Source organism: Frateuria sp., from assembly GCF_013362045.1.
Taxonomy (GTDB): Bacteria; Pseudomonadota; Gammaproteobacteria; order Xanthomonadales; family Rhodanobacteraceae; genus Frateuria_A.
Genome location: NZ_JABFWW010000307.1, coordinates 1 through 11,827, shown reverse-complemented (window position 1 = coordinate 11,827; position 11,827 = coordinate 1). Strand labels below are relative to the sequence as shown.

The 11,827-nt window shown below is 68.9% G+C and carries 12 protein-coding genes; 9 read left to right on the top strand and 3 right to left on the bottom strand.

From position 1 onward, the window contains the following. From HOQ08_RS14760 to HOQ08_RS14740, 5 genes are all read left to right on the top strand, one after another. Positions 1 to 453 (top strand): substrate-binding domain-containing protein (locus HOQ08_RS14760; RefSeq protein WP_291196553.1); only part of this gene is annotated, 453 nt, incomplete at its 5' end. 125 nt (positions 454 to 578) lie between these two features. Beyond that, complete coding sequence (locus HOQ08_RS14755; protein ID WP_291196559.1) at positions 579 to 1,790, top strand: sugar MFS transporter; 1,212 nt, start codon at positions 579 to 581, stop codon at positions 1,788 to 1,790. Next, entirely contained in the window at positions 1,787 to 2,755 is a 969-nt protein-coding gene (locus HOQ08_RS14750) for a carbohydrate kinase (protein ID WP_291196551.1), read from the top strand. Before HOQ08_RS14755 ends, HOQ08_RS14750 begins: the two co-directional genes overlap by 4 nt. After that, positions 2,752 to 3,963: an AGE family epimerase/isomerase gene (locus tag HOQ08_RS14745; protein WP_291196549.1), complete on the top strand. Its 1,212-nt coding sequence runs from the start codon at positions 2,752 to 2,754 to the stop codon at positions 3,961 to 3,963. Before HOQ08_RS14750 ends, HOQ08_RS14745 begins: the two co-directional genes overlap by 4 nt. Before the next feature lie 59 nt (positions 3,964 to 4,022). Beyond that, the gene (locus tag HOQ08_RS14740; protein WP_291196556.1) at positions 4,023 to 5,942 is read left to right on the top strand and encodes a M1 family metallopeptidase; all 1,920 of its coding nucleotides are present in this window, start codon (positions 4,023 to 4,025) and stop codon (positions 5,940 to 5,942) included. A 171-nt stretch (positions 5,943 to 6,113) separates the two neighbouring features. Here HOQ08_RS14740 and ligD read toward each other — a convergent pair whose 3' ends face one another. Both ligD and HOQ08_RS14730 read right to left on the bottom strand, forming a co-directional pair. Continuing rightward, positions 6,114 to 7,028 carry a non-homologous end-joining DNA ligase gene (ligD, locus tag HOQ08_RS14735; RefSeq protein ID WP_291196547.1) on the bottom strand — a complete coding sequence of 305 codons (915 nt, stop codon included), beginning with the start codon at positions 7,026 to 7,028 and terminating at the stop codon, positions 6,114 to 6,116. A 116-nt stretch (positions 7,029 to 7,144) separates the two neighbouring features. Continuing rightward, entirely contained in the window at positions 7,145 to 8,104 is a 960-nt protein-coding gene (locus HOQ08_RS14730; protein WP_291196545.1) for a Ku protein, read from the bottom strand. A gap of 104 nt (positions 8,105 to 8,208) precedes the next feature. On the opposite strand from HOQ08_RS14730, the gene HOQ08_RS14725 reads away from it, so the two are divergent. Genes HOQ08_RS14725 through HOQ08_RS14715 form a run of 3 tightly spaced genes read left to right on the top strand, consistent with a single transcriptional unit; the run spans position 8,209 to position 9,957 of the window. Beyond that, a complete protein-coding gene (locus HOQ08_RS14725) occupies positions 8,209 to 8,832 on the top strand; it encodes a YceI family protein (RefSeq protein ID WP_291196543.1) in 624 nt (207 codons plus the stop codon). Beyond that, positions 8,819 to 9,391, top strand: a complete 573-nt coding sequence (locus HOQ08_RS14720) for a cytochrome b (RefSeq protein ID WP_291196541.1) — start codon at positions 8,819 to 8,821, stop codon at positions 9,389 to 9,391. The genes HOQ08_RS14725 and HOQ08_RS14720 overlap by 14 nt, the downstream gene beginning before the upstream one ends. After that, positions 9,388 to 9,957 carry a YceI family protein gene (locus HOQ08_RS14715; RefSeq protein WP_291196539.1) on the top strand — a complete coding sequence of 190 codons (570 nt, stop codon included), beginning with the start codon at positions 9,388 to 9,390 and terminating at the stop codon, positions 9,955 to 9,957. Before HOQ08_RS14720 ends, HOQ08_RS14715 begins: the two co-directional genes overlap by 4 nt. A gap of 106 nt (positions 9,958 to 10,063) precedes the next feature. Here HOQ08_RS14715 and HOQ08_RS14710 read toward each other — a convergent pair whose 3' ends face one another. Continuing rightward, entirely contained in the window at positions 10,064 to 10,294 is a 231-nt protein-coding gene (locus HOQ08_RS14710) for a glutaredoxin family protein (RefSeq protein WP_291196537.1), read from the bottom strand. A 76-nt stretch (positions 10,295 to 10,370) separates the two neighbouring features. On the opposite strand from HOQ08_RS14710, the gene HOQ08_RS14705 reads away from it, so the two are divergent. After that, the gene (locus HOQ08_RS14705; protein WP_291196535.1) at positions 10,371 to 11,753 is read left to right on the top strand and encodes an L-serine ammonia-lyase; all 1,383 of its coding nucleotides are present in this window, start codon (positions 10,371 to 10,373) and stop codon (positions 11,751 to 11,753) included. The last annotated feature ends 74 nt before the right edge of the window (positions 11,754 to 11,827 follow it).

The following is an 11,827-nucleotide window of genomic DNA, read 5'->3' as shown; positions in this document are numbered from 1 at the left end:
CACCGCGATTCCAGCTCCTGCCGCCAGCGCCGCGCCGGCTACCGCGACGCGATGCAGGCGGCCGGCCTTGCGGTGGCGCCGCAGTGGGAAGTCGAGTGCGCGCCGACCCGCCTCGATGCGGCACGCTGCGCCGAAGCGCTTTTCGCAGCCGAGCCGGCGCCCACCGCGGCGGTCTGCTACAACGACGCGGTGGCGCTGTGCCTGATGCACGGCCTGGCCCAGCACGGCCTGGCGCCAGGCCGCGACTTCGCGCTCACCGGCTTCGACGATATCGCGGAGGCCGCGCTGGCCGCCCCCTCCTTGACCACGCTCGCCGCCGCGCCCCGCGCGCGCGGCCGCCAGGCAGCGCAGATGCTGCTGGAGCGGCTGCGCGACCCGGGCGCGCAGGCGCGCCGCATCGTCGTCCCCGTCCAGCTGGTGATCCGCGCCAGCAGCTGCCCGCCACCCGCCTGACCAGGAGCCCATCCATGGCTTTCGCCAACGCACCCGCCCCAACGCCCGTCGCCTCCGCGGACGGCCCGCGCGAACGCTACACCGACAATCCGGTGGCGCTGGGCGTGGTCACCACGATCTTTTTCATGTGGGGCTTCCTAACCTGCCTCAACGACATCCTGATCCCGCACCTGAAGGCGCTGTTCGAGCTGAACTACGCACAGGCGATGCTGGTGCAGTTCACCTTCTTCGGCGCGTACTTCCTGATGTCGCTGCCGGCCGGTCGGCTGGTGGCGCACCTGGGCTACAAGCTGGGCATCGTCGCCGGCCTGGCGATCGCCGGCGTCGGCGCGCTGGGCTTCTGGCCGGCCGCGGGCCTGCATTCCTACCCCGGCTTCCTGGGCGCGCTGTTCGTGCTGGCCACCGGCATCACGGTGCTGCAGGTCGCGGCCAACCCGTACGTGGCGCTGCTGGGGCCCGCGCGCACCAGTTCCAGCCGGCTCACGCTGGCGCAGGCGCTCAACTCCTTCGGCACCTTCCTGGCGCCGCACTTCGGCGGCCTGCTGATCCTGAGCGTCGCGGTGAAGAGCTCGCTGGAGGTGGCGCAGCTGTCGCCGGCGGCGCAACTGGCCTACCGCGCGCAGGAAGCGCAGACCGTGCAGGGCCCCTACCTGGGCCTGGCCATCGCGCTGTTCGCGCTGGCGGTGCTGGTGTACCTGTTCCGCCTGCCCGCACTGGAAGAAGCCACCGAACAGGCCGACCGCAGCCGACATACCCTGCTCGACGCGCTGCGCCACCCGCACGTGCTGTTCGGCGTGATCGCGATCTTCTGCTACGTGGGCGCGGAGGTCTCGATCGGCAGCTTCATGGTCAGCTACCTGACGATGCCGCAGATCGGCCACATGCCCGAGACGACCGCGGCCACCTATGTCTCCTACTACTGGCTGGGCGCGATGATCGGTCGCTTCGCCGGCTCCTGGCTGATGACGCGCTACTCGCCGCGCGCGCTGCTGGCGCTGTTCGCGCTCGTCAACATCGTGCTGCTGGCCACCACCATGAGCACGGGCGGCATGACCGCAGTCTGGAGCGTGGTGGCGATCGGCTTGTTCAATTCGATCATGTTCCCGACCATCTTCACCCTCGGCATCGAGCGGCTCGGGCCGCTGACCGAGAAAGCCTCCAGCCTGCTGATCATGGCCATCGTCGGCGGCGCCATCGTGCCCTTCGCGCAGGGCGCGCTGGCCGACCACATCGGCGTACAGATGGCCTTCGTGCTGCCGGTGCTGTGCTACGCCTACATCGTGTTCTACGGCCTGCGTGGATCGCGCGTCGCCGGCTCCCAGCCGGAGGCACGATGAACCGTCCGATCCTCTGTTTCGGCGAGGCGCTGATCGATTTCCACGCCGAAGGCAGCAGCGAAGGCGGCTTCCCGCGCGCCTACGTGCCCTTCGCCGGCGGCGCGCCGGCCAACGTGGCGGTGGCGGTGGCGCGACTGGGTGGCGATGCCCGCTTCGCCGGCATGCTCTCGACCGACCCGTTCGGCGATTTCTTGCTCGACAGTCTGCGCCGTACCGGCGTGGGCGTGGACGACGTGGCGCGCACCGACGAGGCCAACACGGCGCTGGCCTTCGTCAGCCTGGACGCCCGCGGCGAGCGCAGCTTCAATTTCTATCGCCCGCCCTCGGCGGACCTGCTGTTCCGTCCGCAGCACTTCCGCGCCGGCGCATTCGACGACGTGGCGGTGTTCCATGTCTGCTCCAACAGCATGACCGATCCGGAGCTGGCGCAGACCACGCGTGAGGGCATGCGCCGGGCGCAGGCCGCCGGCGCGCTGGTGAGCTTCGACCTCAACCTGCGCCCGGCGCTGTGGCCGCGCGAATCCAACCCGCGCCCCTCGGTGTGGCCCGCGCTGCACCTGGCCGACGTGGTCAAGCTGTGCGCGGAGGAGTTCGCCTGGCTGACCGAGGACGGCGACCTGCTCGACCGCCTGTGGCAAGGCCGCACACGCCTGCTGGTGGTCACCGACGGGCCGCGGCCGCTGCGCTGGTTCGCCCGCGACGCTCGCGGCGAACTGCCCTGCCCGCGGGTCGAGGCGGTCGACACCACCGCCGCGGGCGACGCCTTCGTCGGCGGCCTCCTGTGCCGGCTGGCGGCGCTCGGGCATGCGGACGCCTTCGCCGCCCTGCTCCACGACCAGACGGCGTTGCACGACATGCTCGCCTTCGCCGCCGCCTGCGGCGCCCTCACCGTCACCCGCCAGGGCTCGTTCACCGCGATGCCCAGCGCGCGGGAAGTCCATGCCTTCCTGGAATCGAACCGATGACCCCCCTGCCCGACTTCCGCAGCGAGAGCTTCCTGCGCGAGCACATCGCCCAGACCATGGCGTTCTACCATCCGCGCGCGATCGACCCGGCCGGCGGCTTCTTCCACTACTTCAAGGACGACGGCACGGTCTACGACCGCAGCCACCGCCACCTGGTCAGCAGCACGCGCTTCGTCTTCAACTACGCGCTGGCGGCGATCGAGTTCGAGGATGCGGAGTACCTGGAAGCCGCCCGCCACGGCCTGCACTATGTGCACGAGGTGCACCGCGATCCGGCCAGCGGGGGCTACGCCTGGACGATCCGCGACGGCAAGCCGGAGGACCGCACCAACCACGCCTACGGCGTCGCCTTCGTGCTGCTCGCCTGCGCCAGCGCGCGACGCGCCGGCATCGTCGAGGCCGCGCCATGGATGGACGAGACCTGGGACCTGCTGGAGAAGCGCTACTGGGACGCCGAGGCGGGCCTGTACAAGGACGAGGCGGACGAACACTGGAACTTCTCGCCCTACCGCGGCCAGAACGCCAACATGCACATGTGCGAGGCGATGCTCGCCGCCTACCAGGCCAGCGACGACGTGCGCTACCTGGACCGCGCGCTCACGCTGGCCGACCACATGACCCGCCGCCAGGCGGCCAAGGCCAACGGCCTGGTGTGGGAGCACTACGACGCACACTGGAACGTCGACTGGAACTACAACCGCGACAACCCGCGCCACCTGTTCCGTCCCTGGGGCTTCCAGCCGGGCCATCAGACCGAATGGGCCAAGCTGCTGGTGATCCTCGAATCGCTGCTGGCCGAGCGCGGCCGCGAGGAGCGCTGGCTGCTGCCCACCGCGCGCCACCTGTTCGACACCGCGCTGATGCGCGCCTGGGACGACAAATACGGCGGCATCAACTACGGCTTCGCGCCCGACGGCACGATCTGCGACGGCGACAAGTACTTCTGGGTGCAGGCCGAATCGCTGGCCGCCGCCGCGCTGCTGCACGCGCGCACCGGGCTGGCCATGTATGACGACTGGTACGGGAAGCTGTGGGCCTATGCGTGGCAGCATTTCGTCGACCACACGCACGGCGCGTGGTATCGCATCCTCACCCACGACAACCGCAGGTACGACGACGAGAAGAGCCCCGCCGGCAAGGTCGACTACCACACCATGGGCGCCTGCCACGAAGTGCTCGCGCTGATCCGCGCCGGCGGCCAACCGTAGCCACAGGGGATTCCATGAAAGCTTCCGCTCTTTCCATCGCTGGCGCACTGGCGCTGGCGATGGCCTCCGGCATTGCTGCAGCCGATGCGCCGCGCTTCGATCCATTGCAGAGCTTCGCGCCCTTCACCTATCCCGACCCGGTCAACGCCTACCGCTCCGCGGACGGCCGGCCCGGCCCGCTGTTCTGGCAGAACCGCGCCGACTACGCGATCGAGGCGACGCTGGATCCCGCCAGCCACCAGCTCAGCGGCCGCGAGACGATCACCTACACCAACCACAGTCCCGGCGCGCTCGACGTGCTGTGGCTGCAGCTGGACCAGAACCGCTACAGGACCGACGCGCGCGGCGCCTTCACCAGCCGGTTTCCGACCGAGTTCACCAGCGGCTACAAGATCGCTTCGGTCGAGGTCGAAGACGCCAAGGGCCATCGCCAGGGCGCGAAGTGGCTGGTCTCCGATACCCGCATGCAGATCCGCCTGCCCGAGGCGCTCAAGGCCAACGGCGGTGTCGCGCGCGTGCACATCGCCTGGAGCTTCACCGTGCCGGGCGAGTTCGGCGGGCGCATGGACGTCAACCCGAGCAGGAACGGCGACATCTTCGAGATGGCGCAGTGGTATCCGCGATTGTGCGTCTACGACGACCTGCGCGGCTGGGACACCGCGCCGTACCTCAACAGCGAGTTCTACCTGGAGTACGGCGACTTCGACTACAAGGTCACCGTGCCCGCGGACATGATCGTGGCCGGCTCCGGCGAGCTGGTGAACCCCAGGGACGTACTCACCGCCACGCAGATCAGGCGCCTGGACGAGGCCCGCCACAGCGACAAGACGGTGATGATCCGCACGGCGGAAGAGGTCAACCAGCCGTCCAGCCGTCCGAAACAGGGCGGCACGCTGACCTGGCACTTCCGCATGCACAACAGTCGCGACGTGGCGTTCGGCGCGTCGAAGGCGTTCATGTGGGATGCCGCGCGCATCAACCTGCCCCAGGGCAAGACCGCGCTGGCGATGTCGGTCTATCCGGTCGAAAGCGGCGGCAACGATGCCTGGGGCCGCGCCACCGAGTACCTCAAGGCCTCCACCGAATACTTCTCGAAGGAGTGGTTTCCGTATCCGTGGCCGGTGGCCATCAACGAGGCCGGCACCGCCGGCGGCATGGAATACCCGGGCATCACCTTCGACGCCAAGCGAGCGAAGGGCAAGAGCCTGCACATGGTGATCGCGCACGAGATCGGGCACAGCTGGTTCCCCATGATCGTGGGCTCCAACGAACGCCGCCACGCCTGGATGGACGAGGGCTTCAACACCTTCATCGACATCGGCGAGGCGGACGCCTTCGGCCACGGCATCTACGCGCCCAAGCGCGACAGCGAATATGCGCCCAAGGGCGGCAACCCCGCCGACGAGATCGCCGCAGTGCTGGCCGATGCGGACGCCCCTGCACTGCTCAACGGCGCCGACGAAACCAGCGAGAAATACCGCCACCCGATCAGCTACTTCAAGGGCGCCTTCGGCCTGGTCCTGCTGCGCGAGCAGATCCTGGGGCCGGAGCGCTTCGACGACGCCTTCCGCAAGTACATCGCCACCTGGGCCTACCACCATCCGTCGCCATCGGATTTCTTCCGCTTCATGGAGAGCGAGGCAGGCGAAGACCTGGGCTGGTTCTGGCGCGGCTGGTACCAGCACAACTGGACGTTCGACATGGCGGTGCGCAAGATCGAGCCGATCGACGGCGACTGGGCGCACGGCGCGGCCGTGACCGTGGCGAACCTGGATCCGCTGGCGCTGCCCAACACGCTGCGGCTGACCTACGACGACGGCAGCCACCGGGACGTGCGCGTGCCGGTGGAAACCTGGCAGCAGCACCGCGAGTACGTGGTGCGGGTGGCCGGGTCGCGCAAGGTGGTGTCGGCGGCGCTGGATCCGGAGCACGGGCTGCCGGAGGCGGACCGCTCCAACGATACGTTGCGCGTGAAGTAGGCAACGTCTTCCCCCTCTCCCCAACCCTCTCCCCCGGGGCGGGCCCGGGGGAGAGGGAGCAGACTGCCGCACAACCACCGACTCCCTTTCTCCCGGCCCCGCCGGGGAGAGGGCTAGGGAGAGGGGGAGGCTCTTTGGCGCGCTAGCCAGAGCATCGCCCGCAAGCTGGCCCTAAACCTTCGGCAACCGCTGCTGCAGCTTGGCCATCCCCTCCCAGGGATCGGCCTTCAGGCTCCGCGCGCGCTCAAGCGCCGCCTGCATGCCGAACGCGGCACCGCCGCCGACCTCGCCCAACTCCTCCCACCGCAGCGGCATCGCCACCGGCGCGCCATCGCGCGCCCGCAGCGACCAGCCGCACACGCTGGTCGCGCCACGCGCGTTGCGCAGCCAGTCGATGAAGATCTTCCCTTCCCGCCGGGCCTTGCTGGCGGTGGCGATGTAGCGATCGGGCTCGCGCTCGACCATCGCGTCGGCCGCCCGTTCGCAGAAGTCCTTCACCGCCTGCCAGCCCGGCCCGCGCCGGAACGGCATCACCACGTGCAGGCCCTTGCCGCCGCTGGTGCGCACGAAGCTGGCCAGGCCCATCCCTTCCAGCAACTCGCGGATCCCGTGCGCCGCCTCAACCACCGCCGTCCACGCCACCCTGGCCGCGGGGTCCAGATCGAACACGATGCGGTCGGGCGAATCGGGCTTGTCCACCCGCGCGCCCCACGGGTGGAACTCGATGGTGTTCATCTGCACCAGCTGCAGCAGGCCCTTGCGGTCGCGGATATAGACGTAGTCGTCCTCGCCGCCTTCCTTTTCCTCGATCGGAATGGGATGCACGCTGGAGCCCAGCTTGGCCGCATGGTGCTTCTGGAAGAAGCACGCGCTGTCCGTGCCGCCCGGGCAGCGCACCATCGACAGCGGGCGGTTGATCAGTTCCGGAAGGATCCAGTCCGCTACCGCGGCGTAGTAGGCCGCGACCTCGCCCTTGGTGATGCCGTCGCCCGCGGTGATGCCGTCGCCCGCATAGACCACGCGCGCGGGGTGAGTGATCCGCACGCCAGCGATCTCGATGGGTTTGTCGGCGTGCGGCCGCTTCATGGCGACACGAGCGTCAGTCGTTCACTGTGGGAGCGCACCCTGTGCGCGACCGCCATGGCGACCCCGCGGGATGCGGCCGCACACAGGGTGCGCTCCTACAGGGGTTAGGCCGCGGGTCATCCGGCCTTGCGCCCCTTGCGCGCGGCGCTCGCCTTCTTTGCCGGGCTCTTGCGTGATGCCTTCTTCGCCGCGGGTTCCGCCTTCTTGGCGGCCGCCTTCTTCGCGGCGGGCTTCTTCTCGGCCCTCTCCGGCTCCTCCTTGCCCTTGGCCGGCGTGCGCTGCTTGCCCTCGATGCTCTTCTTCAGCAGAGCCATGAAGTCGACCACGTTGGTCGCGGCGTTGGCGTGCGCCGGCTCCTCTTCCTCCAGCGCGGTGGTGACGCCCTTGCTCTTGAGCCGTTGCTCGATCACCGCGGTGAGGCGCTCGCGGAACTCGTCGCGGTAGTTCTCCGGCTTCCACTTGCCGGACATAGACTCGATCAGCTCGCCGGCCATGTCCAGTTCGCGGTCGCTGATGCGGTAATCGGAGACCGCCTTGTCCGGCAGCGCGTACTCGTCGGCGTCGACCAGTTCCTGCGGGAAGCGCAGCAGCACCAGCATCAGCGCATCGTCCTGCGGCATCACCGCGCAGAGGTACTCGCGCGTGCGGATGACCACCCGCGCGATGCCGATCTTGCCGGTACGCCGGAGCGTCTCGCGCAGCAGCACGTAGCCCTTCTCGGCCTTCTTGCCCGGCACCAGGAAATAGGGCTTCTCGAAATAGGCCGGGGTGAGCTGGCCCGCGTCGATGAAGGTGTCGATCTCCACCGTCTCGTGCGCCTCGGCGGCGGCGTTGCGGATGTCCGACTCCTCCAGCACCACGTAGTTGCCCTTGGAGTATTCGTAGGCCTTGACGATGTCCTTCCAGGGCACTTCCTCGCCCGATTCGGCATTGACGCGCTCGTAGCGCACCGGCTGGTTGTTGCGCTGGTCGAGCATGCGAAAGTGCAGGTCGACCCTGCGCTCGGCGGTCATCAGGCGGATCGGGACGTTGAGCAGCCCGAACGACAGCGTGCCGGTCCAGATGGGGCGAGCCATGGCTTACCTCCGTAACGGCGGGTTTCGATGGTAGGCACGCCGCCCGTGCACGGAATGCCAAGGCGCGCTGGCGCGCGCGCAGGCGATCGTCCAGACTTGACCCGATGAGCGCCCTGTCCGCCGCCGCCCGCCTGCTCGCCTGCGCCGCCCTGCTGTGGCCGCTGGCCGGCCGCGCGGCCCAGCACCGCTACCGCTACGACACGGTGCACAGCCAGATCCTCTTCAGCGTGGACCACGACGGCTACTCGCGCCCGTTCGGCCGGCTGCACATCGCGCGCGGCTGGCTGCGCTTCGACGCGGACGACTGGAGCGATGCAGCCACGGAGCTGGACATCGACCTGGCCAGCCTGGACATGGGCGACCCGGACTGGAACGCCGCCCTGCTCAAGAGCGCGTTCCTCGATGCCGCGCGGGAGCGCTACGCGCACTTCGCCAGCACCTCGGTCGAGCGCACCGACGCCACCCACGGCGTGCTGCACGGCCGGCTGAGCCTGCGCGGTGTCGACCGCGAGATCGCCATTCCGTTTACGTTCAACCGCGAGGCGCGCACCATTTTCGGCCTGCACACCATCGCCGGGTTTTCCGCCACCGCCATGCTCGACCGCACCGATTTCGGCATGACCTCCCACCTGGGCTCGATCGGCCGGAGCGTGGCGCTGTGGCTACAGATCGAGGCCATCCGCCAGGAGCCCGCCCCCGCCAAGGAACCCGCCGATGCTGCGCAATGACGAGTTCCGCTGGGGCGCGGTGGCCAAGTTCTTCCACTGGGCAATCGCGCTGCTGATCCTGGGCAACGGCACGTTCGGCCTGCTGATCGACCTGGCCAGCACGCCGATGCAGAAGATCAACTGGATGGCTCTGCACAAGTCGATCGGCCTGACCGTGCTGGCGCTGTTGGCGCTGCGCCTGCTGTGGCGCCTGGGCAACCGCCCGCCGCGCGAGCTGCCCGCACCGCACTGGCAGCGATGGGCCGCACGCATGGTGCATGCGCTGTTGTACCTGCTGGTGGTGGCGCTGCCGTTGTCGGGTTGGTGGTTCAACTCGGTGCGCGGCTACCCGCTGCAGTTCTTCAAGCTGTTCAACCTGCCGGCGATCGCCGCCAGGAACCCGGACCTGCGCAACCTGGCGCATGCGGTGCACGAATACCTGTTCTGGTTCCTGCTGCTGGTGCTTGTCGCGCACGTCGGCGCGGCATTGAAACACCATGTGTTCGACCGGGACGACGTGCTGCGCCGCATGTGGCCGTTCGCCCGCCTCCGTCACGGACCGAAAGGAGATTCCGCATGACCACGACCGTCACCAGGCACCTCATCCCGCTGCTGTTCTGCCTCGCCCTGCCGGGCACTGCCGCGGCCGCCGATTACCGCGTGCAGCAGGATCAGAGCAGGCTGGGTTTCAGCGCTACTTTCCAGGGCGCATCGTTCCAGGGCAGCTTCTCGCAATGGCATGCGGACATCCGCTTCGACCCGACCCACCTGGGCACGTCGAAGTTCGACGTAAGCGTGGACACCACCAGTGCGGCCACTGGCGACTCCGACCGCGACGGCGCGCTGCCCGGCGCGGATTTCTTCAATGCGACCAAGTACCCGCAGGCGCACTACCTCACCACCGGCTTCATGCGGCTGGACGGCAACCGCGCGATCGCCCGCGGCAACCTGACCCTGCGCGGCGTGAGCCATCCGCTCAATCTCACCGTGACCTTCACGCCGCAGCCCGGCGGCGGCGCGCTGATGGATGTGACCGGCACGCTCAAGCGGCTGGATTACGGCGTAGGCGGCGGCGAGTACGCCGACACCTCGGTGATCGGCAACGACGTCACGGTCAACGCGCACCTGGTGCTGGCGCCAAAGTGAGGTAGCGCGCTCCGCTCGCCCCATCCGCCTGCCGCCACATCGCGCGCGGAATCCTTCCCCTGCTCCACGAGGGAAGAGGTGCCCGAGGGTGAAGGGGAGCCTTGCCTCAGTCCCCCACGAACTCCCGCACCGCCTCCGCCTCGAACGGCCAGTCCAGCTCGCGTCCGTCGCGCGCATCGCGCAGCACCGGCACCCGCGTGCCGTAGCGCGCTTCCAGCATCGGATCGTCGTCCACCCACACGCTGTCGAACTCCGGCGCGCGCGCCTGCGCCAGCACGGCGAGCGCCTGGTCGCACAGGTGGCAGTAGTCGCGCTGGTAAAGGACGAGATAAGCCATGCTGCGGCGAATGGACTGCCAAACGTGAGGTGGGCGCGTAGAATAACGGGTCCGCCTCCCACACTGCAGCGCATCCATGGCCGTCAGCGTTTTCGACCTCTTCAAGATCGGCATTGGCCCGTCCTCCTCGCACACGGTCGGCCCGATGCGCGCGGCGGCGCGCTTCGCCGAGCACTGGCTGGAAGAAAAAGGGGTGCTCGACCGCGTCGTGCGCGTGCGCGCCGAACTGTACGGTTCGCTGGCCATGACCGGCCGCGGCCACGGCACCGACAAGGCCGTGCTGCTGGGCTTCGAAGGCCACTACCCCGACAAGGTGGACGCCGACCGCATCCCCGAGATCCTCGAGCGCATCCGTGGCACCGGCCGGCTGCAGCTGCTGGGCCGGCATGAGATCGCCTTCGACGAGAAGGCCGACCTGGTCTTCAACAAGCGCCAGAAACTGCCCTTCCACACCAACGGCATGCGCTTCACCGCCTATGACGCCGACGGCAACGAAGTGGCCACGCGCGACTACTACTCCGTCGGCGGCGGCTTCGTGGTCAACCAGGACGAGGCGGCCGAAGACCGCATCGTGGCCGACACCACCGAGCAGCCCTACCCGTTCTCCACCGGCGAGCAACTGCTCAGCCTGTGCGAAAAGCATGGCCTGACCATCGCCCAGCTGATGATGGCCAACGAAAGCGTGTGGCGCCCCGAGGCCGAAACCCGTGCCGGCCTGCTGACCATCTGGAAAGCCATGCAGGATTGCGTCGCCCGCGGCCTGCGCTCGCCCGGCACCCTGCCCGGCGGCCTGCACGTGACGCGCCGCGCGCCGGCGATGGCCGAGGAGCTGCGCAACCAACCCGAGGCCGCGCTCAAGGACCCGCTCACCATCCTCGACTGGGTCAACCTCTACGCCCTGGCCGTCAACGAGGAGAACGCCGCCGGCGGCCGCGTCGTCACCGCCCCGACCAACGGCGCCGCCGGCATCGTGCCCGCCGTGGGCCACTACTACCTGCGCTTCTGCCCCAAGGCGGACGAGAACGGCATCATCGACTACCTGCTCACCGCCGCCGCCATCGGCATCCTCTACAAGGAAAACGCCTCCATCTCCGGCGCCGAGGTCGGCTGCCAGGGCGAGGTGGGCGTGGCCTGCTCGATGGCCGCCGGCGGCCTCACCGCCGCGCTCGGCGGCAGCATCTGGCAGGTGGAGAACGCCGCCGAGATCGGCATGGAACACAACTTAGGGCTAACCTGCGACCCGATCGGCGGCCTGGTGCAGATCCCCTGCATCGAGCGCAACGCCATGGGCTCGGTCAAGGCCATCAACGCCAGCCGCATGGCGCTCAAGAGCGACGGCAAGCACCGCGTCAGCCTGGACAAGGTCATCAAGACCATGCGCGACACCGGCCGCGACATGAAGGACAAGTACAAAGAGACGAGCCGCGGCGGCCTGGCGGTCAACGTCATCGAGTGCTGATCGCCCGGCGCCCTCCCTCCGCGGGAGGGCGCTCGAGCATCCCCAGCCAGAAGCGGCCGCGCGCAGGAAACAGC

What these genes read in the sequence shown, in the direction of transcription:
- HOQ08_RS14755 (WP_291196559.1), top strand. Translation starts at nt 579, where the DNA reads ATGTGGGGCTTCCTAACCTGCCTCAACGACATCCTGATCCCGCACCTG.
- HOQ08_RS14750 (WP_291196551.1), top strand. Translation starts at nt 1,787, where the DNA reads ATGAACCGTCCGATCCTCTGTTTCGGCGAGGCGCTGATCGATTTCCAC.
- HOQ08_RS14745 (WP_291196549.1), top strand. Translation starts at nt 2,752, where the DNA reads ATGACCCCCCTGCCCGACTTCCGCAGCGAGAGCTTCCTGCGCGAGCAC.
- HOQ08_RS14740 (WP_291196556.1), top strand. Translation starts at nt 4,023, where the DNA reads ATGGCCTCCGGCATTGCTGCAGCCGATGCGCCGCGCTTCGATCCATTG.
- ligD (WP_291196547.1), bottom strand. Translation starts at nt 7,028, where the DNA reads ATGAAGCGGCCGCACGCCGACAAACCCATCGAGATCGCTGGCGTGCGG.
- HOQ08_RS14730 (WP_291196545.1), bottom strand. Translation starts at nt 8,104, where the DNA reads ATGGCTCGCCCCATCTGGACCGGCACGCTGTCGTTCGGGCTGCTCAAC.
- HOQ08_RS14725 (WP_291196543.1), top strand. Translation starts at nt 8,209, where the DNA reads ATGAGCGCCCTGTCCGCCGCCGCCCGCCTGCTCGCCTGCGCCGCCCTG.
- HOQ08_RS14720 (WP_291196541.1), top strand. Translation starts at nt 8,819, where the DNA reads ATGCTGCGCAATGACGAGTTCCGCTGGGGCGCGGTGGCCAAGTTCTTC.
- HOQ08_RS14715 (WP_291196539.1), top strand. Translation starts at nt 9,388, where the DNA reads ATGACCACGACCGTCACCAGGCACCTCATCCCGCTGCTGTTCTGCCTC.
- HOQ08_RS14710 (WP_291196537.1), bottom strand. Translation starts at nt 10,294, where the DNA reads ATGGCTTATCTCGTCCTTTACCAGCGCGACTACTGCCACCTGTGCGAC.
- HOQ08_RS14705 (WP_291196535.1), top strand. Translation starts at nt 10,371, where the DNA reads ATGGCCGTCAGCGTTTTCGACCTCTTCAAGATCGGCATTGGCCCGTCC.